This window comes from Novosphingobium arvoryzae, from assembly GCF_014652615.1.
Lineage (GTDB): Bacteria > Pseudomonadota > Alphaproteobacteria > Sphingomonadales > Sphingomonadaceae > Novosphingobium > Novosphingobium arvoryzae.
The window spans coordinates 512,148-533,663 of the sequence record NZ_BMZD01000003.1 but is presented as its reverse complement, the minus strand read 5'-3'; the positions used below and the strand labels follow the sequence as shown (position 1 = coordinate 533,663).

At 65.7% G+C, this 21,516-nt stretch carries 16 protein-coding genes; 3 read left to right on the top strand and 13 right to left on the bottom strand.

What is annotated here, in order from left to right:
* The first annotated feature begins 43 nt into the window (after window positions 1–43).
* Window positions 44–3,298 carry an amidohydrolase family protein gene (locus IE113_RS08975; protein WP_189540597.1) on the top strand — a complete coding sequence of 1,085 codons (3,255 nt, stop codon included), beginning with the start codon at window positions 44–46 and terminating at the stop codon, window positions 3,296–3,298.
* A 51-nt stretch (window positions 3,299–3,349) separates the two neighbouring features.
* On the opposite strand, the gene IE113_RS08970 is transcribed toward IE113_RS08975, so the two are convergent.
* The 8 genes from IE113_RS08970 to estDL136 all read right to left on the bottom strand — a co-directional run bounded on the left by IE113_RS08970 (window position 3,350) and on the right by estDL136 (window position 13,794).
* A complete protein-coding gene (locus IE113_RS08970; RefSeq protein ID WP_189540595.1) occupies window positions 3,350–4,807 on the bottom strand; it encodes a helicase HerA domain-containing protein in 1,458 nt (485 codons plus the stop codon).
* 68 nt (window positions 4,808–4,875) lie between these two features.
* Complete coding sequence (locus IE113_RS08965; RefSeq protein ID WP_189540593.1) at window positions 4,876–5,388, bottom strand: nuclear transport factor 2 family protein; 513 nt, start codon at window positions 5,386–5,388, stop codon at window positions 4,876–4,878.
* Window positions 5,385–7,106: an N-acyl-D-amino-acid deacylase family protein gene (locus IE113_RS08960; protein WP_189540591.1), complete on the bottom strand. Its 1,722-nt coding sequence runs from the start codon at window positions 7,104–7,106 to the stop codon at window positions 5,385–5,387. Before IE113_RS08960 ends, IE113_RS08965 begins: the two co-directional genes overlap by 4 nt.
* A 14-nt stretch (window positions 7,107–7,120) precedes the next feature.
* Window positions 7,121–7,942 carry a hypothetical protein gene (locus tag IE113_RS08955; RefSeq protein WP_189540589.1) on the bottom strand — a complete coding sequence of 274 codons (822 nt, stop codon included), beginning with the start codon at window positions 7,940–7,942 and terminating at the stop codon, window positions 7,121–7,123.
* 142 nt (window positions 7,943–8,084) lie between these two features.
* Window positions 8,085–8,591, bottom strand: coding sequence for a flavin reductase family protein (locus IE113_RS08950; RefSeq protein WP_229822238.1), 507 nt, complete (start codon window positions 8,589–8,591; stop codon window positions 8,085–8,087).
* A 186-nt stretch (window positions 8,592–8,777) separates the two neighbouring features.
* A complete protein-coding gene (locus IE113_RS08945) occupies window positions 8,778–11,399 on the bottom strand; it encodes a TonB-dependent receptor (protein WP_189540585.1) in 2,622 nt (873 codons plus the stop codon).
* A gap of 204 nt (window positions 11,400–11,603) precedes the next feature.
* Window positions 11,604–12,683: an aromatic ring-hydroxylating dioxygenase subunit alpha gene (locus tag IE113_RS08940; RefSeq protein ID WP_189540583.1), complete on the bottom strand. Its 1,080-nt coding sequence runs from the start codon at window positions 12,681–12,683 to the stop codon at window positions 11,604–11,606.
* A 184-nt stretch (window positions 12,684–12,867) separates the two neighbouring features.
* Window positions 12,868–13,794: a chloramphenicol hydrolase gene (gene estDL136 / locus IE113_RS08935; RefSeq protein ID WP_189540581.1), complete on the bottom strand. Its 927-nt coding sequence runs from the start codon at window positions 13,792–13,794 to the stop codon at window positions 12,868–12,870.
* A gap of 156 nt (window positions 13,795–13,950) precedes the next feature.
* Here estDL136 and IE113_RS08930 point away from each other — a divergent pair, with 156 nt between their 5' ends.
* Complete coding sequence (locus IE113_RS08930) at window positions 13,951–14,736, top strand: glucose 1-dehydrogenase (protein WP_189540579.1); 786 nt, start codon at window positions 13,951–13,953, stop codon at window positions 14,734–14,736.
* 124 nt (window positions 14,737–14,860) lie between these two features.
* Here the strand turns inward: IE113_RS08930 and IE113_RS08925 are convergent, their stop codons facing one another.
* The 4 genes from IE113_RS08925 to IE113_RS08910 form a co-directional block, all read right to left on the bottom strand.
* Window positions 14,861–16,144: a spinster family MFS transporter gene (locus tag IE113_RS08925; RefSeq protein ID WP_189540577.1), complete on the bottom strand. Its 1,284-nt coding sequence runs from the start codon at window positions 16,142–16,144 to the stop codon at window positions 14,861–14,863.
* Entirely contained in the window at window positions 16,137–16,895 is a 759-nt protein-coding gene (locus IE113_RS08920) for an SDR family NAD(P)-dependent oxidoreductase (RefSeq protein WP_229822237.1), read from the bottom strand. Before IE113_RS08920 ends, IE113_RS08925 begins: the two co-directional genes overlap by 8 nt.
* A gap of 117 nt (window positions 16,896–17,012) precedes the next feature.
* Window positions 17,013–17,891: a Coq4 family protein gene (locus tag IE113_RS08915; protein WP_189540573.1), complete on the bottom strand. Its 879-nt coding sequence runs from the start codon at window positions 17,889–17,891 to the stop codon at window positions 17,013–17,015.
* A gap of 5 nt (window positions 17,892–17,896) precedes the next feature.
* Window positions 17,897–19,639, bottom strand: coding sequence for an N-acyl-D-amino-acid deacylase family protein (locus IE113_RS08910; protein WP_189540571.1), 1,743 nt, complete (start codon window positions 19,637–19,639; stop codon window positions 17,897–17,899).
* A gap of 168 nt (window positions 19,640–19,807) precedes the next feature.
* Between IE113_RS08910 and IE113_RS08905 the strand changes: the two genes are divergently transcribed.
* Complete coding sequence (locus tag IE113_RS08905; RefSeq protein ID WP_189540569.1) at window positions 19,808–20,524, top strand: helix-turn-helix domain-containing protein; 717 nt, start codon at window positions 19,808–19,810, stop codon at window positions 20,522–20,524.
* A gap of 44 nt (window positions 20,525–20,568) precedes the next feature.
* Here IE113_RS08905 and IE113_RS08900 read toward each other — a convergent pair whose 3' ends face one another.
* Complete coding sequence (locus IE113_RS08900) at window positions 20,569–21,456, bottom strand: SDR family NAD(P)-dependent oxidoreductase (protein ID WP_189540567.1); 888 nt, start codon at window positions 21,454–21,456, stop codon at window positions 20,569–20,571.
* Window positions 21,457–21,516 lie beyond the last annotated feature (60 nt).

Here is a 21,516-nt window from a genome sequence, read left to right as displayed (position 1 = left end):
TTGCCGGCTTGCCGGTGTGAAAATGCCAGGGAACACAGCCCACATGATTGCCAGACTTTCGCTCGCCGCCGCGCTGCTTGCGGGCAGCTCGCTCGCATCGGCGCAGGACGCCGCTTCCACCGCCGCGCCCGCGACCCCGCCGAAATGGGATGTCGAAGCGCCTGCGGGGCTCAAGACCCGCAAGGTCCCGCTCGAAACGGACGAGGGGACGTGGATGAACGTCGATGTCTCGCCCGATGGCACGCGAATCGCGTTCGACATGCTCGGCGATATCTACACGATGCCGATCGGCGGCGGCGCGCCGACCCGCATTGCGGAAGGGCTGGCCTATGAACAGCAGCCGCGCTGGTCGCCCGATGGCAAGCGCATCGCCTTCGTGTCCGACCGGGGCGGCGGCGACAATATCTGGCTGATGGATGCCGATGGCGGCAACCGCAAGCAGCTGACCAAGGAAGACTTTCGCCTGATGAACCAGCCCAGCTGGAGCCCGGACGGGCGTTACATCGTGGCGAAGAAGCATTTTACCACCGGGCGTTCGCTGGGCACGGGCGAGGTGTGGCTGTTCCACGTCGAGGGCGGCGGCGGGGTGCCGCTGGTCAAGCGGGTGAACGACCGCCACCAGAAGGAACTGGGCGAGCCGACGTTCTCCGCCGATGGCAAGGGGGTCTATTTCACCCGCAACGTCACGCCGGGCCCGATCTTTGAATACGCGCAGGATTCGAACGGCGCGCTGTTCGCGATCGAGCGCTACGACCTGGAAACCGGGGAGACGCTGCGGGTGGCCGGCGGCAATGGCGGGGCGGTGCGACCGACCCCTTCGCCGGATGGCAAGCAGCTGGCCTTCGTGCGGCGCGAGCGCGCGAAGTCGAAGCTCTATGTCCGCGATCTCGCCAGCGGGAACGAGCGCAAGCTCTATGACCTGCCCGATCAGGACATGCAGGAAACCTGGGCCGTCACTGGCGTCTATCCCAACATGGACTGGACGGCGGACAGCCGCGAAGTGGTGCTGTGGACCGGCGGCAAGCTGGCCCGGATCGGGCTGGACGGCACGGTGCGCAACATCCCCTTCCGCGTGAAGGATGACCGCGTGGTCGCGGAATCGGTCCACCCGGTGGTGGAGGTTTCGCCCGACACGGTGCAGACGAAAATGGTCCGCTGGGCGCAGGTGTCGCCCGATGGCAAGCAGGTGGTGTTCGAATCGCTGGGCAAGCTGTGGCTGAAGCCTGCTGCCGGGGGTGAGGCACGGCGCCTGACGCGCGGGAACGAGGACAGCTTTGAAGCCTGGCCGAGCTGGTCGCGCGACGGCAAGCAGTTGGTCTTCGTCGCCTGGAACGACAAGACGCTGGGCCGGGTGCAGGTGGTGGCTGCCGGCGGCGGCGCGCCGCGCGTGGTGACGAGCGAACCGGGGCATTATTCCACCCCGCGCTTCTCGCCCGATGGCAAGACCGTGGTGTTCGAGGCGGGCTCGGGTGGCTACCTGACGTCCGACCAGTGGAGCCGCGATGGCGGCGTCTATGCCGTTCCGGCCAGTGGCGGCGCGCCGAAACTGGTGGTGCGGGGCGGCAGCAATCCGCAGTTCGGCGCGAGCAGCGACCGGCTGTTCACCGTCGCCCAGTCCGACAGCAAGCTGCAACTGGTCAGCACTGACATGGGCGGACAGCAGCGCCGGGTCCACGCATCCGGTGACATGACCAGCGAATTCGTGGTCTCGCCCGATGGCCGCGCGCTGGCGTTCCGGCAGAACTACGAAGCGTGGCTGATGCCGTTGATGCTCGGCGCGCAGGACGTGGGCGCGGGCGCGAAGGAAACCGCGCTGCCCAACGTTCGCCTCAGTCAGGGCGGCGGGGACTTCATCCATTTCTCCGCCGGCGGCGAAAAGGTGCACTGGAGCATCGGCCCGGTGCTATTCGGGGCTGAAACGGCCAAGGCGCTGGTGGAAGGCTACAAGCCGCCGCAATCGGGCCTTTCGCTCAGCCGTACGGTTCCGGCGGCCAAGCCGACCGGCACCGTGGCGCTGACCGGCGCGCGGGTGGTGACGATGGCTGGCGCGGACGGCGGCGTGATCGAGGATGCGACGATCCTGATCAAGGGTGACCGGATCGCTGCCGTGGGACCGCGCGGCAGCGTTGCGATCCCGGCCGGAGCCACCAGCGTTGATCTGGCCGGCAAGACTGTGGTGCCGGGCTTCATCGATGCCCATGCCCACGGGCCGCAGGGCGTGGACGGGCTGGTCCCGCAGCAGAACTGGTCGGCGCAGGCCAACCTCGCGCTAGGCACAACGACGATCCACGATCCCTCCAGCCGGGCGAGCGAGATTTTCGCCGCCGCCGAAATGCAGCGTGCCGGACTGATCCTGGCCCCGCGCATCTTCTCGACCGGGGAGATCATCTATGGCGCGAAGGCTGCCGGGGTGTTTGCGGATATCGGCAAGTACGAGGACGCGCTGGCCCATGTCCGCCGCCTGAAGGCGCAGGGCGCCCAGAGCGTGAAGAACTACAACCAGCCACGCCGCGAACAGCGCCAGATGGTGGTGGCCGCCGCGCAGGCCGAAAACATGCTGGTCGTGCCGGAAGGTGGCTCGCTGTTCAACATGGACATGACCCTGATCCAGGATGGCAACGCCACGGTGGAACACAACGTTCCGGGCAGCACGTTCTACAGCGATGTGCTGCAACTGTGGTCGCAGACCCGCACCAACTACACCCCGACGCTGGTGGTGACGTATGGCGGGCCGGGCGGCGATCCCTACTGGCGTTCGCGTACCAACGTGTGGGAGCAGCCGCTGCTCAAGGCGCATATCCCGCCCGGCACGCTCGCGGCCGCCAATGCGCGGCGCGAACTGGCGCCGGAAGAGGACTATGCCGACACCTGGGCCGCGCGCGAAGCTCGCAAGCTGGCCGACCGGGGCATCCAGGTGAACATTGGCGCCCACGGCCAGCAGGACGGGATCGGCGCGCACTGGGAAATGTGGAGCTTCGTCAAGGGCGGGTGGAGCCCGCTGCAGGCGCTGCAAGCCGCGACGGTTTCCCCGGCCAAGACGCTGGGCATGGACCGCGACATCGGCTCGCTGGAAGTCGGCAAGCTGGCCGACCTGGTCGTACTGGACGCCAACCCGCTGGAAAACATCCGCAACACCGAGAAGGTCAACGCGGTGATGCTGGGCGGGCGGCTGTACGATGCGGCGACGCTGAACGACAGAGCCACCGGCGCCCGCGTGCGGCCGGCCTATTGGTGGGAAGGCAGCGGCAATTCCGCCGCCGGTCAGGCCCGCGCCAACACGGACGGTCACGGCCACTGATTGGTATGGCGCCCTTCCCGCCCGGTACGGAGGCGGGAAGGGGGCTGCCGTTCAGGCGTCCTCTGCGGCGCTGGTCAGGCCCAGCTGGGGGATAGTTACGGTGCGCCGACCGCTGAAATCGGTGCGCATCACAATCAGGCCCTGCCGCTCGAAATTGTCAAGCAGGCGGCGGATGCGGCCCGATGAATGGGTGCCGTAAATCCGCGCCAGCGTCTCGTCATCGGGGCAGGGCGCGCCGTCCATCGCCGCGCGGGCGAGGACGAGGAACGGAGCGAGCAGGTCTTCCGGTACGGCGTGCGCGACCTGCAGGACGTCGGCCCAGCGTTCATCGCCAGGATCGGCCATGCCCGCCAGCGCCATCGCGAAACGGCGACGGAACCGGGTGACGTCCAGCCCCGGCACCATGATCCGCCGCATCCGGCAGCGCACGGTGAAATCCTGGAACAGGTCGGCGGGCGACTGGAACGGGGCGTCCGGCTCCTCGGCCATTTGTGCCAGGATTTCCGCGATGATCGGTTCCGGGTCCTCCCGCGGGGCGTCATGCTCACCCACTGGGGCGGTTTCGGCCGTCAGGGTGATCTGGTCGAGCAGGACTTCGGCGGCGACCGGCTTGGGCAGGGGCAGGGCGGGCGCACTGGGAGAGGCCGGTTCAGCCTCCAGCCCATCATGCAGCAGCGCGAACAGATCGTCCGCCGGGGTGACGGGCGGCGGCGCAAAGGCATGGCTGATCGCGCGGGTGCCGGTCTGGACCGACCCGATCCGCACCGCCACCGGGCGGCGGCTGATCGCCGGGCCAAGCCCCAGGAAATGCCCACGCTCCAGATCACGGATCTGTTCGGCCTGGCGGCGCTCCATCCCCAACAGGTCCGCCGCGCGGGCCATGTCGATATCAAGGAAGGTGCGCCCCATCAGGAAGTTCGACGCTTCCGCCGCGACGTTCTTGGCCAGCTTGGCCAGCCGCTGCGTGGCGATCACGCCGGCCAGCCCGCGCTTGCGGCCCCGGCACATCAGGTTGGTCATGGCCGAGAGCGAGAGACGGCGCACCTCATCGCTGACGTCGCCAGCGGCGGCGGGGGCGAACATCTGCGCTTCGTCGACCACGACCAGCGCAGGATACCACTGTTCGCGCGGGGCATCGAACAGCGCATTGAGGAACAGCGCGGCGCAGCGCATCTGCGCTTCGATCTCCAGTCCGTCGAGCGCCAGAATGACCGAGGCGCGGTGTTCACGGATGCGCGCTGCCAATCGGCCGATCTCGGCGCTGGAATAGGCGGCGGCGTCGATCACGATATGGCCGAACGGTTCGGCCAGCGTCACGAAATCGCCTTCGGGATCGATCACCACCTGCTGGACGATCGCGGCACTTTCTTCGAGCACGCGGCGCAGGAGGTGCGATTTGCCGGAGCCGCTGTTACCCTGAACCAGCAGGCGGGTCGCCAGCAGTTCTTCCATGTCGATGGTGACAGGTGTGCCGGTTGGTCCGGCACCGATGACAATCGGAGCGCTCACTCCCGCTCCTTAGAAACCGGCGCCGCCCGCACCAAGGGCAGGCAGCGATTTATCCAGAAGATTGCGCGCTATGCGCCGTAAGTCGCCGGCGGATCGCCCAGGGCAACGGTCACGGCGTGACCGCTCTCGTCCACTTGCTCGACCCGGCAGAACGGGCGGCGGCTGCGGGTTTCGGCGATCCACCAGCGGCCGTCCTCGCGGACATAGCGGTCTTCGTATTCCACCCCCATGTGGGTCACGCTGCGGTTGGCCAGGATGATGCTGTGGAAATTGAGCGACCACTTGCCCACCGCCTCGTCCGGACCGGTGAAGGTGATTTCGGAATTGGTCGCGTGATGGATGTCGTAAACGCCGGACTGGCAGCCCATTGCCGCGAAAATTTCGACAAAGGGTTCGCGGTCATCGAAGGGCGGGAACCCCTCGTAGGCGATCACCGCGCCCTTCGGCAGCAGGGTATCGCGCACGATGTCCACCTGCTTCAGGTCACAGCCGCGCAAGTAACGGGCCTTCAGCTGGCGGATGGCTTCCAGATCCTCCAGCCGGGCAATGCGGGCGGCGAGGGCTTCGAGCGTGACGGTCATGCCGCCACCGCCTGCGATCCGCGCACGAGCCGACCGGGACGGGCGCCGGTGGGGCGATCGTCGCGGCGGATGACCTGGCCGGAAACGACTGTCGCTGCAAAGCCGGTTGCCCCCTGATCCAGCCGCCGTCCGCCACCGGGCAGGTCGCGCTTGACCACCGGGCGGTGCAGGGCGAGCCGCTGGGCATCGATTACGTTGAGATCGGCCTTGTAGCCCGGAGCCAGCCGCCCGCGATCATGCAGGCCGACCGCTTCGGCCGGAGTGGCGGAAAGGGCGCGGATTGCCTTGGCCCAGTCGAGCCGGGGCCCGTCGCGGTCGCGCGTCCAGTAAGTCAGCAGGAAGGTGGGATAGCTGGCATCGCAGATCGCGCCGTAATGCGCGCCGCCATCGCCCAGCCCCAGCACCACGTCATCGCGCTGCATCAGGTCATAGAGCGCGTCGAGCTTGCCGTTGTTGAAGTTGCCCAGCGCGTTGTAGAGCATGCCCTGGCCATCGCCCCCGTTCATCAGCAGGTCCATCGCCACATCCTCGGGGGAGCGTCCCTGAGCACGGGCCTGCGCGCCGACGCTGGTTTCAGGCGCGGGTTCGTAGTTCGGCGGGTCGGACAGCGGGAACAGCCAGTCCCAGTTGCGCGACAGCTGCGCCAGCGGGTGGCCTTCCTCCGGCACTTCGGCAATCAGCCGGGCGCGGAATTCGGGATCGCGCAGGTGTTCCAGCTGCTGCTCCAGCGGCAGCGTCGCAATCGGCAGATAGCTGGGGCAGAGGCAGAACGGGTGGGTCGACAGGTCAAACCCCGCGACGATCCCGATCGGGCGCGGCAGGATCTGCGGGCTGATCTTTGCGCCTGCGGCATTGGCGGCATTGACCAGCGCCAGATCGGTGTCCGGCGTCACCGGGCCGGTATTGGCGACGGCGTAGGTGAAGGTCGCCGGTCGGCCGGAGCTTTCAACGACCTTGATGAGGTGCGACAGTTCCGCATCCCAACCGGAGTAGAGGTTCAGCACCATCTGGACCACGCCTTTGCCGGTGTCCTTCAGCGCCTGGGCAATGGCGACGAGTTCGGCATTGTCGGCCTCGAAGGACGGGATATGCTGGCCGTCCATGGTCTTGTGGATCATCAGGCGGGACGTGGCAAAGCCCAGCGCCCCGGCCTCCATCGCCTCGCGCGCGATGGACTGCATCCGGGCCAGGTCTTCCGCCGTTGCCGGTTCGCGCTGCGCCCCGCGGGCGCCCATCGCGTAGACGCGCAAGGGGCTGTGCGGCAGATAGGCGGCAACATCGATATCGCGGCGGCGGGAATCCAGCGCGTCGAGGTATTCGGGGAACGTTTCCCAGTCCCACGGCAGCCCTTCGGCCATGACGACGCCGGGGATGTCCTCAACCCCTTCCATCACCTTGATCAGCGTGGCGTGATCTTCCTTGCGGCAGGGCGCAAAGCCGACGCCGCAATTGCCCATCACCACCGTCGTCACTCCGTGCGAGGACGAGGGCGACAGTTCTTCTGACCAGATCGCCTGCCCGTCGTAATGGGTGTGCACATCGACAAAGCCGGGGGTCACGAATTTGCCGCTGGCATCGACGGTTTCGGCGGCAGTGCCGGGGCAATCGCCCACCGCGACGATCCGGTCGCCCCGGATGGCGATATCGCCTGCGAACGGCGCGCCGCCGCTGCCATCGACGATGGTGCCACCGCGCACCACCAGGTCATAATCCGCCATGCCGTTCATTCCTCTCACAGTTCGCCGCGTTCGGCCCAGAAGGCGCCTTCGCGGTCTGTATCTACGTCCACCGCACCGCGCACGCCCAGCGCCGCACGGGCTTCCTCCAGCGGCAGGTGGAACGCGTCCTCCAGTTTCATCAGGAACAGCGCGTCGCTCTCCTGTCCCACTTTCATCCCGCGCTGGATGCACCGGACCGCAGTGTCCCACACTTCCGGGTAATGCAGCGCGGTGCGGATGGTATAGCGCAGCGAGCCGAAAATCTGGATCAGGTTGACCTCGGTGGCAAGGTGCTGATCGACGAAGAAGCGCGGCACGTTGGTGAGGCGGTACCAGTAGGGCACCAGTTCCCCCATGAAATTGAATCCGCCCCCGGTCAGGATGTGCTCGAAGTCATGCGTCTGGCCAGAGCGCAGGTTGAAGAATTCGAGCTGGGTTTTCGGTTCCGACCACGGCACGATCTGGATTTCATAGTTTCCGCCGGTCATCTGCGCGTAAAAGATGCCGCCCAGCGTGCCGGGCGCATACTGCGCGAAATCATCGATCTTGTAGTTGGAGACGTGGCCTTCGCTGAACCACGCGTCGAGCCGAGGGTTGACCTTGCGCTCGGCCGTGAAGCGCTCCTCGATCTCGGCGTAGTCGCGCAACTCGTCGAGGATGCCCAGGAATTCGTGCATTTCCGCCTGTGGCGGCATATCCGGCCCGTTCTTGCGCAGCAGGATCATCGCCAGCCATTCGCGCAGGCGCGGGTTGTTGAGGTATTTCGACGACGACACCAGGACGCTGCTGTCGGTTCCGACGGGCATGACGCCGCGCAGAAGATAGGGGATGTTCATCGGGCCTCTCCGTTCGCCGCCGCGTTCTGCCGCGTGCGTCGGGCGCAGTTCGCCATGCCGCGCGGCGCGCGGCAACCGGAAAGGAACGGTCGATGCGGATTATGGCGCTGCCGGTTCAGTTCGTCCGGTTTGTCCACGCCGCCTAGAGCGGGGTCAGCCGTCCCAGCGCGCCGTTGGCCCAGCCCAGGATTTCCTGTCCGCCGCTGGTGCGCAGGTCATAGACTTCGCCAACCAGCAGGTCGTGCGTGCCGAACGACAGCTTTTCGCGCACGTCGCAGAAGATGTTGGCCGGGGCGCCGTCGATGTACCAGACGTCGCCGTGCTGTTTCCAGTCGGACTGGGTAAAGCGCTGGTCGCGCGCGTCGAAGCTGGCAAACGGCGTCATGTGGCCGTGGGACGCGGGGTCAAGCAGGTTGATGCAATAGCGCCCGGCCGCCAGCATGCTGGCATGGCTGGACCCGGACCGGTTGACCGCAATCACCATCGAGCAGGGATCGAGAGCCACCGGCATGAGTGCCGACATGGCCAACCCGACCGGCGCACGCGTTTCCGGATCAAAGCTGGTCACGATCCCCACCGGCGCGGGCAGATAGCGCAGAACCTGCTTGAGCTGGTCGGCAAAGGGGGCGGGGGCTGCGGCCTGGGTCATGCCGGGCGGATCCTCTGGTTGGGTTGACGGTCTGCGTTCCATACGCGGGGCGTCAGAAACCGCAATTCCCCCTGGTCCATTTGATGTCCGAATAAGGGGCATATAGTGAGAACGGGGCGGCTGTTTGCACAGCCGCCCCGCCAGCGTGAGGCGGTTCCCCCCGGATCCGCCGAAGCTGATTTGGTCTTAGAACTCCACGTCGAACGTTGCCCCGAAGGTGCGCGGATCGCCGTAGATGACCGTGGCAAAGCCGAGTGCGCCGAAGTCGACCGAGCGCACGACATACTTCTTGTCGGTCAGGTTCTTGCCCCAGATGGTCAGCCCCATTCCGCCGTTCGGGCCGAACCCGGAGAAGCGGATCTGGCCGTCCAACAGACCGCGGGCATCGCCGCGACCTTCCTTGGAGAAGGGGGCGGTCAGGGTGTTCGGGAACATCTCGAACTCGGAGGTGTAGTTGTAACCCAGCCGCGCGTTCAGCTTGGCATCGCCCACCGGCACCGTGAAGTTGCCGGCGATCGAGCCGGTGTACTTCGGCGCATAGCCGGACCCGGCAATCAGCGGCGCGATGTTGCGCGTCACGCGGTTGATGTCGGCACCGGGGAAGTCCTTGATGTTGATGTCGATGTAACCGAAATTCCCGTCGATCGAGAAGTTGTCGGTGATCTGGAACGCCCCTTCGACTTCAAAGCCGGTGTACGTGGTCTTGCCGGCATTGACGACCTGGGTGCCGAAGCTGCCGCCGCCCTGGATCGGGATCGGAATGGTGGCGAGCTGGTCGCTGTAGACGTTGTGGAACGCAGCCAGGTTCAGGCGGATGCGATCCATGAACTCCATCTTGGCGCCCAGTTCATACGACCAGATCTTTTCCTCGTTGAAGGGAAGCAGGCCGATGTTGCTGGCGACGCTGGTCGACTGGCGCAGGTTGAAGCCGCCCGAACGATAGCCGCGGGCCACGCGGGCGTAGAGGTTGATGTCCTCGGTGGCGCGGTAATCCAGCGTCAGGTGACCCGAAGGCGCGCTGAAGGTGGCCTTGCGCTGGTTCAGCGCCAGTTCGGCCGCGCTGAACGGCGCAGCGCCGTTCTGGGTGCGGTTCACTTCCTTGCTGTCCCAGGTGTAGCGCAGGCCCAGCGTAACGCCGAACGGGCTGTCCTGGCCGCCCGGACGATAGCTCGCCTGGCCATAGAGCGCCATGGAGTCGCCGCTGGACTTGTAGTTCAGCGTCGCGCCGCCGGGTACCAGCCGGAACCGGGCCGGGTTGGCGGCCTGGAACGCGGCGGCCATGCCGGGCGCAAGCGCCTGGGCAGTGGCCAGCGGATAGCCGAAGCCGGTCAGGATCGATTGCATGGTCGACGGGATGTAGACCGCCTGGTTGGTATCCAGCGCAAAGCCGAAGTTCTGAACGTTGTTCTCGTAGCCGCTCTCATGGAAGTAGAACGCGCCGGCGACCCACTGGAAATCGCCATCGGTCGACGAGACGAATTCGAGTTCCTGGCTGAACTGCTTCTGCCCGCGCTGGGTCTGCGCGGCAAACAGCGGAGCCGTGGTGGTCGGCACGGACCCGGCAGTCAGGAACGCGGCCGTGCCGGCGGGGATGCCGACACCGGTCAGGACCGAAGTCGGGAAGCCGGTGAAGGTTGCCAGCGGCGCGCTGGGGCTGCCGATGTTGAACAGCGGACCACGAATGGTGCCCAGACCGTCAAGATCGCCGCCCTGGATGTCGTTCGACCATTTGCGATACGACGTGGTGGAGCGCACCGTGATCGTCGGCAGGTTCAGTTCCATCCGGAACATGTTGCCCCAGATCTTGTCATCCGACTGGTTGCCGAAATTGAGGCAGATCGTGTCGCGATAGGCACGGGACACGGTCTTGTTGCAGCCGGGTTCGACCACGGTCGAGGCATTGAGATAGCCCGCTACGTTGGCCGGCTGGACCTGGCTGAACGTATTGCCGGCCAGCGTCACGTTGGGCCGGAACGTGCCATCGCCGACCGCCGCCAGCTGCTGGACCATCGGCGCACCCTTGATCCGGGTATAGTCGAACACGTTGTAGACGTTGAACGTGTCGGTCACGTCCCAGTCGATCGCGGCGCGCACGGAATCGACCTTGGTCGCACCGGGGTCGCGGCTCTTCTTCGGCTCGAGCAGGTCGTCGACCACACCATTGCGCTGACGGTGCAGGTAGCCCAGCGAGAGACGCAGGCCGTTCATGTCGCCGGAGTTGGCGAGGATGCGGCCGGTCCACATGCCATAGTTGCCCGCGCCGGCGCGCAGCTTGAGGCTGGCTTCGCTGGACGGCTTCTTGGTGATGAAGTTGATCGCGCCGCCCGTGGTGTTGCGGCCAAAGAGGGTGCCCTGCGGCCCGCGCAGAACTTCGACGCGCTCGATGTCGGCGACTTCGAAGGTCGAAGCCGAGGAACGGGCGAGGTAGACGCCGTCGAGATACATGCCGATCGGCGAATCGAAGCCCTGGGTTTCGTCGGCCGGGGTGGGAATGCCGCGAATGGTCACGACCGCGGCGGTGGCGTTGGTCGTCGCGCCCACGATCGAGACGTTCGGCGCGATTGCGGAGAGATCCTTGGCTTCGGTCAGGCCGCGCAGTTCAAGCGCTTCGGCCGGGACGGCGGAAATTGCGATCGGGGTCTTCTGCAGGTTTTCCGACCGCTTGTTGGCGGTAACCACGATTTCGCCCAGGCCCCCGCTGGGTGCATCGGCATCTTCGGCGTTTTGCGCATAAGCTGGCATGGCCAGCGCGGCGGCTGCCGCAGTCGTCAGCAAGGCGTGACGAACTGCAAATCGCTTAACGATCATTTTCTGCCCTCTCCTTCACCGGACAGGCTTGGTGCTGTCCTTAGAAGGGGAGCCTGTCAAAGTTCGTAGAACTCGTCAAATTGTTCTACGCAAACAAAAGTGGATCAGCTGATAATAAGGCCGAAAATGTTCCTGTCTGAACTTCGAGGCCTCAAAATCGCGGGTTGAGGCGATGGCACAATGGGTTCATGCCATCGCCGACGATTACGCAGCCGTGTCCCACGGCGCCTGCTGGGTACCGCGCGTGACGTAACGGCCGTTGACGCGGTTCTGGAATTCACCGGCGCGCGCCCGCGGGTTGTAGAACTGCTTATACCAGATGCGCACCTTGTCGAACGGACCGTCGCCGCGCACCATCAGCGGATTGATGCAGGGGCGCTTGTTGGCCCAGATTTCAAAGTCCTGCGCAAACGCGGCAACGCCGGCCTGTTCATAGCCGCGCGCCAGTTCGCGGTCGGCATCGGTCGGCTGGTCGTTCTTGACCTTCACGAACAGGCCATACCACACCTTGATCACGCCATCGTCGACCGGGGTATGGGCGATCAACATGTGCGACGGGTATTCGCCGATCATGGTCGATTGCAGGATGCCGGGGCCGGTGTACCAGGTGTCGTTGGTCATCGGCTCCGCGCCCGAACCAGCCAGCGTCTTGTGGCCGGCGGTGAGGATCTGGCGGACCAGGATGCCGTCGAACTCGTTCTCGAACTGGATCATGTCGATGGAGCCGTGAACCGGTTCCAGGTGGCCCTTGTCAGCCATGTTATCGACCACTTCCTGCGGGTGGCAGGCCAGTTCGCCGAGGCATTCGACGTTCCAGTTGACCCAGCTGGGCTTATCCCACTGCTCGAACGCGGGCAGTTCGTAGTCGGGCAGGCCGTTTTCCGGATCGTACCAGGTCCAGAGGCAACCCGCGCGTTCCACGACCTTCCAGCTCTTCACGCAGGCGGCCTTAGGCGGCTTGACCGGCGAGTAGGGGATATCGTCGCACTGGCCGTCCGGGCCAAAGCGCCAGGCGTGATACGGGCAACGGATGCCATCGCCCTCGACGTGCTTCTTGTCGACCACGACATAGGACGACGTGTTCTTGGCCAGGTGCGTGCCCATGTGCGGGCAATAGGCCTCGATCAGGAAGACCTTTCCGCTTTCGCCGCGATACATCACCATGTCCTCGCCGAAGTAGCGCACGGCGGCAGGCGTGGTGGTGGCATCGGCCGAGGTGCCGATCATGAACCAGCCGCGCGGATAGGTGTATTCGCCCAAGGCGTAGTCAGCGGTCTTTGCCATGTGAAAGTCTTTCTCCCGAAGCCGCCTGAGGGGCCTTCATTCGTAATGTAACGATCATAGCCTAGCGGATTGCTCCGGGCAACACGCAAAGGGGGCTGTCTTTGCGCACCATATGGCACATTGTGTTACGCATATGAATGAATAGTCCCGGTGGTGGGGCATGCCTGCGCACCTTGCCGGCCGCTCAATCGAGCGCGCGTGCCAGATTTGCTCCCGCTCGCTCGATCCAGGGCAGCGCATCCGGAACGGCCTGGAACATCGAGAAGAAGCCGTGGATCATCCCCGGCGCAACTGCAGCGTCCACGGCAATGCCGGCCTGTTCCAGCCGCGCCGCATAGGCCATGCCCTCATCGCGCAGCGGATCGAATTCGGCGGTGATGACAGTGGCGGAAGGCAGGCCGGACAGGTCCGGGGTGCGCCCGACCCGGGCCAGCGGGGCATCGGCAACATCGCCCAGATAGCGGTCCCAGAACCAGCGCATCATGGCGTTGCTCAGGAAGAAGTCCCCGCCGCCATTCTCGGCATAGGACGGCAGCGAAAAGTCGTCGTCGGTTACCGGATAGATCAGCAATTGATGGCGCAGCGCCGGCCCGCCGCGATCGCGCGCCATGATCGACACCGCCGCCGAGAGGTTGCCGCCTGCGCTGTCGCCGGCGACGGCGAGCCGCCGGGGATCACAGCCGAGTTCGTCCGCATGGGCGGCCGCCCAGACCAGCGCGTCGTAGCAATCGTCGACCGGGGCGGGGTAGGGATGTTCGGGGGCAAGCCTGTAGCCGACCGAGAGCACCGCCGCACCGCTGGCCCGCGCGAGCGCGCGGCAGGTTGCATCGTGGGTTTCCAGCGTGCCGATCACCCAGCCGCCGCCGTGATAGAATACCACCAGCGGTGCGGGATTGGCGGCATCGCCGGGAACGTAGAGCCGGGCAGGCAGGGTCCGCCCCGGCAGATCAAGCGCCAGATCCTCTACCCGCGCCACTGCAGGCGGTTCGCCAAAGGCCATCGGGTTGTCGTTCACCGCGCGCAGTTCGGGCGCGGTCAGGGTGGCATAGTCCCACGCGGGCATGGCCGCGAACATCGCGAGCAGGGCTTCGACCTGGGGGTTAAGCGGCATGGGTGGAACTCTCCCGATCCTGTTGTCGATTTGCGTTACGGGCAGCGCGATGTGATTCGCGTTACCCGAACGGGTTATGTTTCGTCGCCATGATTGCGTATTGCTGGCCGCTGCGCCAGCCATGATCTGGCGACGAATCGAGTGGGAGAGCAGGGAATGAACAGGCTGGAGGGCAAGGTTGCCATCGTGACGGGCGGTGCGCGCGGGATTGGCGAAGGGATCGTGCGGCGGTTCATCGCCGAAGGGGCGCGGGTGATGATCACCGACATCCTCGACGCGCCCGGTCAGGCGCTGGCCGATGAACTGGGCGCAAATGCCGCTTTCCATCACCACGACGTGACCAGCCGGTCGGAATGGAGCGCCGTGATCGCCGCCACCGAGGCGCGGTTCGGCAAGCTCGACACGCTGGTCAACAATGCGGGCGTGCTGTTCTTCCGCGGGTTCGAGGATTACTCGGAAAGCGAGATCGCGACCCTGATCAACGTCAACCTCAACGGCGTGATCATCGGTTGCCAGCTGGCGATCCCCGCGATCGAGCGCGCCGGGGGCGGTGCCATCGTCAACATGAGTTCGGCTGACGGGATCTCCGGGGCCAATGCCGTATCGGTCTATTGTGCCACGAAGTTTGCGGTGCGCGGGCTGACCAAGGCGCTTGCGCTGGAACTGGGGCCGCGCGGAATTCGCGTGAACTCGATCCATCCGGGCGGGATCTATACCCCGCTGGCGAACCCGATGAACGTGGACAAGGCCACCTACGACAAGGGCTACTGGATCTATCCCGCGCAGTATGCGGGCGAGCCCAAGGACATCGGCGCGGCGGCAGCCTATCTCGCGTCGGAAGACGCGCGCTACTGCATGGGCACGGAACTGTCGGTCGATGGTGGGTTGAATGCCGGGCACTATTACATGGGGCTCCCCGGATCGCCCAAGCCGACGGCCTAGGCGCTGGTTCAGTTGCACTGAAGCAACTGCGCTATCGGCCCGCCCTCCAGCCAGCCGCCCCGCGATCGTAATCGAGGGGTGGCCGGGCCGGGGAGCGGGCCGGTTGCGCGTTCAACCCAGTGGATCAGGCGTCTGACAGGGCTGCGCGGTCACGCTCCAGCGTGCGCGCGGCGAGCAGGCAGCACAGGGCGCCGACGAAGCCCAGCGGGATCGCTACCGACAGCCCGACTTGCAGCGACCAGGCATCGCCGCCCAGCGCCTGACTGACCGCCCCGGTCAGCCAGGGGCCGACGAAATAGCCCAGCAAGGTCGTGACCATGATGAAGCTGGCCGTCGCGGTGGCACGGAAGCGTTCGGGCAGGATGTATTGCAGACTCGACAGCACGCCGACCGCCCAGCCACCGCCCAGCAGCCCCGACGGGATCGCCAGCGCGGTTGCCATGCCGAAGGTGTCCGACCATGTGACCAGCAGGATGCACGCCGTGGCCGATGCCATGGCGGCGGCGGTCAGGCGGATCGGCCATTCGCGGCCCCGCGTGGTCAGCTTGTCGGACAGCGTGCCGAACAGCAGCATCCCGACCAGGCCGGCCATCCCGAAATTGACCGCGAACGCGGTCTTGGCGACGGTCGGGTCGATGCCGAAGCTGCGCGTGAAGAGTTCCGGGCCCCAATAGCCGAAGGCGACGCCAGACAGCGAACCCAGCCCCATGCCGATCATCATCAGCACATAGGACGGCGCGCGGCGCAAGTGACCAAGCATCTGGCCGAACGGGATGGCCGGGACGGCCTTGACCGGCACGGTCCGCGCCGGTTCGCGAATGGTCAGCACGGCCAGCGCCCCCAGCAACACGCCGGGAATGCCCATCGCAAAGAACGCCGTGCGCCAGTCATAGAGCGCGGCGATGGCAGGGCCGCCGGCTTGTCCGGCGATCTGCCCGAAATAGGTCGCAAGGCCGAGGATCGCGAAGGCGCGGCCCCGCTTTTCAACCGGAAAGTAATCCGCCAGCAGCGAATAGGCCGGGGCGGCAAAGGCGGCTTCGCCAATACCTACCGCAACCCGCGCCAGTGCAAGCGAGACGGGGCCGGTCGCCAGACCGGTTGCGACGGTGGCGGCGCTCCACACCACGCAGCCCGCGGCAATGATGGCGATCCGCGACTTGCGGTCTGCCAGCCGCGCAATGGGCACGCCCGCGAAGACATAAAGCGCGACGAACGCCGGCCCCATCAGCAGGCCCATGAAGTCGTCGCCCAGACCGAATTCGGCCTTGATCGGACCGACGAGGCCGGTGATCAGATAGCGGTCGGCAAAGTTGAAGATGTAGATCGCCAAGAGCAGCGCCAGCACAAGCCAGGCATTGGTTGGCGCGCGCCCCGGAGCATTATGCGTTTCAGTGGCCCGGTCAGTCACGCATTTGCGCTCCACCATTGATGTGCCAGACCTGCCCGTTGACCCACGCGCCATCTTCAGAGGCGAGGAAGGTGACGGCGGCGGCAATGTCTTCCGGCTGGCCCAGGCGGGTGTGCGGGATCGCCTTCAGGCCCTTTTCGACATATTCGTCGGTCAGGTGGATCTTGACCGCTTCGGTCAGCACCAGGCCGGGGCAGATCACGTTCGCACGCACGCCCTGCTTGCCATAGCGCGCCGCGACATGGCGGGCGAGCGGGTGGATCGCGTTCTTGGTCATCGGATAGGCAACCTGCCAGGCCGCGCCGCCGGTCGCTGCGCCGCTGGAGGTATAGATCATCGCCCCGCCGCCGCGTGCGATGATCGAGGGCAGGGCGGCCTGGGTCGCCAGGAAATGGCTCTTGGTGTTGATCGCAAAGCTGTTGTCGAGCACCTCGACCGGGCAGTCGAGCGCGTCGATATCGCCGCCAGTGCCGCCCGCGAGATTGGAGTGATAGAAATCCAGCCCGCCGAACGCTTCCTTGGCGGCGGCGACGATGGCGGCTTGCGAATCCGCATTCGTGCCATCCAGCGCCACGGCAAGGGCAGAACCACCGGCGGCGCGAATGGCCTCGGCGGTTTCCTCAGCCTGTTCGACCAGCAGGTCGCCGATCACGACATGCGCGCCTTCCTGCGCCAGTCGCCGTGCCGTTGCCGCGCCGATCCCGCGTGCACCGCCCGCGACGATGCCCACCTTGCCTGCCAGACCGCGCATGCTCATTCTCCCGATAAAACCAGATAATCGTTGGTTGCAGGGCATTTCAGACCGCAAACAGGGCGTCAATCCCGCCGGGGATAGACGCCCTGATGCATGTCCGATGCTGTTCCGGCCCTATTCGGCGGCCTGCATCAGCGGCATGCCATAGTTGGCATCGCCTTCGTCGCAGAGCCGGTTGGTGTCGGCCCACAGGTCTGGCGCGGGGACCGGGTTGATGCCCAGTTCCTCGCGGATGTCGGCGATCTGCCAGTCGACCATGCCGCGCCAGTCGGCCAGCATCAGCGGATACTTCCAGTTGCGACCCTGCACGGCGCCCTGATACTCGGCCTCAAGGTTCAGCGCGGCGGCCTCTGCGTAATAGAGGCCGTCCTTCATGATCGTCTTGGCCTTGAGATAGCTCTGCACGCGGCTGAAGAACGCGGCCAGTTCCGGATGGAAATAGCGCGCCTTGCTGTGCATGTTGGCGTTGAGCAGCGCGATTTCCCCGCCGTGGTTCGGGCCGAAACCTGACACGATATGCTCGATATCATGGGTCAGCGCGGTCTGGCGCAGGTAATAGGTCAGGTCGTTCACCACCTGGATTTCGCGGTAGAAGATGTCGAGTTCATAGCCGCTGTTGACCATGAAATCGTGGAGCGCGGCCCCCAGCGTGCCGGGGGCGCAGTCCTTCACCTCGTCCTTCTTGAAATCGGCCAGCGATTTGCGCTCGCACCACTCGGCAAAGCGGGGCAGGCGGGCCTTTTCCTCCTCGAACAGGGCCATGATCCGGCCCCAGTCTTCCAGCGTCATCAGGATCTGGGCGACTTCGGGGATGAAGGCGGTATTGGGCAGGTCCGATCCGTTGCGGCGCAGCATTTCCTGCGCGATCAGGTGGCGCAGCTCCGCATTGTTGAGATAGGCGGAGTTGCTGACCAGCACCGAGCTTTCGGTTTCGACCTTGCGGATCGCCCCGTTGAAGTATTCGCGCTCTCCGGCGCCAACCTTGACTTCCATCGCCATTACTCCGCTGCGACGGCCAGGGCCGTGTCATCGTTGCCAGGGGACAGGAACTGACCGGGCATTGCGCCGGTTGGCTGGCCGCCTTCGAAAGTCGGCACGCCATTGACCATCGTCAGGCGCGTCGGCATCGGCGCGCGGGTGAAGCGCCAGGTCGTGCCGCCCCGGCCATCGGGCACGTCGTGCGCTTTGACCATTTCGCGGCGCTGGATTTCGTCCATGTTGAACACGGCGATGTCGGCGCGCTTGCCCGGTGCGATCACGCCACGGTCATTCAGGTTGAAGTGGCGGGCCAGCTTGCCGGTCATCACGTGGATGGCCTCTTCCAGCGTCAGCTTCTTTTCATCGCGGACGTACTGGGTCAGCAGCAGGGCGTTTTCGCCGCCGCCGCACAGCATCTGCAAGTGCGCGCCCGCGTCCGAGATGTTACCGACGGTCTTGGGATCGCGCATCAGCTCGATCGTCAGTGCCTCGTCCTTGGGGAAGGGGGCCATGTGCACGGTGGAGCGGGTGCCGTTCGCCAGGATCCAGTCCGCCATCGCGTCGCTGCGGTGCAGCCCCTTGCTGTCGGCATATTCCTTCAGCGTGATGCCAATCGGGCCGGTGCCGTTCTCGCTATCCAGCAGGAACAGTTCCTGCGGGTTCTTGAGCGGGGAGTGATCCCACGCCTGCGTATCCCAGCTTTCGCGGGCGCGGGCGCGCCAGTCCGGATCGGCCAGCAGACGGGCCTTTTCGGCATGGTCGTCGGCCAGCACGACTTCGTGCCAGACGTAGTCGTTCGACTGCGCGAAGATTAGCGACTTGACGAGGCTGAGCGTCGAGGTCGGCGAGACGTGGGCAAAGCCCGGCCAGACATCCACGCCGGCTTCGCGCATCGCGTTCACACTGGCCTGCATGGCTGGCAGGATGCCCTTCTGGAAGTCCAGCGTGGGGATCGCGCCGGCGATCTGCACCTTGATCGGGCGACCGGCGAGCAGCTTGGACAGGCGCTCCAGATTGGCCGGGCCGGTCATGCGCATGAAGGTATCGACGATCACCTGATAGCAGCAGCCGGGATAGCGCTCCATCACGTCGAACAGGGCGGCGAATTCATCGTCGCAGGCCAGCAGGGTCGGCACCGGGCGGTTCTGTCCGTCATGGTCGTGCATGTTGTCCGACATGCCGAGCGCGCCGGCGGCCAGCGCGTCGTCCAGCAGGTCGGCCATCACCGCGATTTCTTCCGGGGTTGCCTTGCGCTCCCATGCCTCGACGCCCATCGCGGCAAGGCGGATGGCGATGTGGCCGGTATAGGCGGCGTAGTTGAGCGGCACCTTCACGTTGCGCTCGACCGAAGCGCGGTATTCCGACCACTTGTTCCAGTCCCACGGCAGGTTCTGCAGGAACGGTCCTTCGGGAATATCCTCGAAGAAGCTGAAGATGCCGACCATTTCGCGCTGGGCGGGCATGTATTTGTGCAGCGGTGCGGGCGAGAAGCCGCAGTTGCCCATGATCATGGTCGTCGCGCCATAGCCCGGCAGCGGGTCCAGATCAGGCTGCCACCACATCGTGCCGTCGTAATGGGTATGGCTTTCGATGAAGCCGGGCGTCACCTGGCAGCCACTCGCGTCGAACACGCGTTCGCCCTTGGGGGCAAGGTTCGGGCCGACTTCGGTGATGAAGCCATCCTGGACGCGCACGTCGGCCGCAAAGGCCGGGGCGCCAGTGCCGTCCACGACGGTTCCGTTCTTGATCAGCATGCCAGTCATTTGTCTCTCCCAGGTCATCAGGTTGCGGCGGGTTGCTGGACAACTCTCGGCCGCGACAGGGGGGAGCATATCGCGAAGCTGGATTCGCACCGAATGGAGGGCTTGCCAAACGGATCATTTTTGCGCGACATTCGGATCACTATGCGATCCGATTCCACAAGCGCCGCCATGCTTGCGATCCTGCGCCGCGCGTTGCGGCACGAAGGGTGGACCGCGCGGCGCATCGCGGCGGAATTTGCCATTGGTGAGGCGACCGCGAAACGCTGGCTGGCGGGCAAGGGCCTGTCGCTGGAGCGGCTGGAGCGGCTGGCCGCGCTGGTCGGCCTGACGCTGGCAGACCTGGCGCGCGAGGCCGAGCATCCGGTGACCGGGCTGGCGCAAGAGCTGACCCTGGCGCAGGAGCGGGCGCTGTCCAGCGACACGTTCCTCTCGTTCTTGTTCATGACCATTCTGGGCGGCTACAGCCCGGACGAGATAGCCCGCGACTTTGCGGTTCCGCCCCTCGCAATGGAACAATGGCTCTCCCGTCTGGAGCGGCTGGCCCTGATCGACCGCTTGCCTGGCGGGCGAGTGCGGCCGCTGGTCGACCGGACGATCGTGTGGCGCAAGACGCCGATGCGCACCCTGTTCGAGGAGCGGATGAAACCGCAGTTCCTGGAGATGGACTTCGCCGCGCCCGATGCGGTCTACGCGTCGGAACTGATCAAGCTGTCTGCCCGCGGCGCGGCCGAGCTGGCGGAAATGATCGAGCAGCACCGCCGTGCGGTGCAGGCGCTGGCCGAACGCGACAGTGAGGAGAGCGTGCTCCAGCGCGGCTGGTATGGCATGCTATGCGCAATGCGCCCGTTCGACCTGAGCGAGCTGCAGGCGGGCAGGGCGGGGTAGCAACGCGTCCCCCCCCACTACGCCTGGCAAGCGAGGGGTTTGCCTCAGTAAACCGCAGCCGGGTTCTTCGGGTGCGGGCTGCCCAGCATCTCGCGGTGCGACGGACGATCGTTGCCGCGATCCTTGATCCCCAGTTCGCGCGCGATTTCCGCGCCGATCAGGGTCTGACCGGACAGTTCGTCGCGGTTGGGGGCACGGTCGATGGCGTCGATGATGTGGCCGGTGAATTCGGGGTTCTCGGCCATGGCCATGAACCCTTCGTATTGTTCCGGGTTCACGTCCTTGGCGATCATGGCGCGCTCGGTCACTTGCGGGCCAAGCCAGATCGACACGGCAATCACGCCGGTGCCGCGCAGATCATGCTCCATGTCGTGGGCCAGCTTGTCCAGCCCGGCCTTCTGCGCGCCATAGGCGGGGCCGTGCATATAGCAGGTCGCCCCGAAGGATGATCCCATCGCGATGATGCCGCTGCCCTGCGGCACCATGATCCGCGCCGCGTGCCAGCTGGCGACGTAGGCCGAACGCAGACCCACATCGAGGATCTTCATCGCGTCCAGCTCCTTCTCCCAGAAGGGCTTCTTCTCGATCAGTTGGTGGTGCATGTAGGCGGCGTTGTTGACCAGCACGTCCAGTCGGCCCTGCTCATCCTTGATCTGCTCGAACACGCGGGCGACCTGCGCATCGTCGGCATGATCGCAAACCACCGGAATGCCCTTGCCCCCGCGCTCGGTGATGATCGCGGCGGTCTCGGACACGGTGCCGGGGAGGACGGTGCCGTCCCAGCCCTTGGCATCCCCCGGGGTGACAGTGCGGCCGGTGACATAGACGGTGTAGCCCAGTTCACCCAGCCCGCGCGCAATCCCGGCGCCAGCGCCGCGGCTTGCGCCCGTAACCAGTGCAACTTTGCCGCTCCCCACTTTGCCATCGCCCATCATGTCTCTCCTGAATATTCGTTCTGTTCGTCTATGATCTTTGCTGCCCGGCGCAACGGC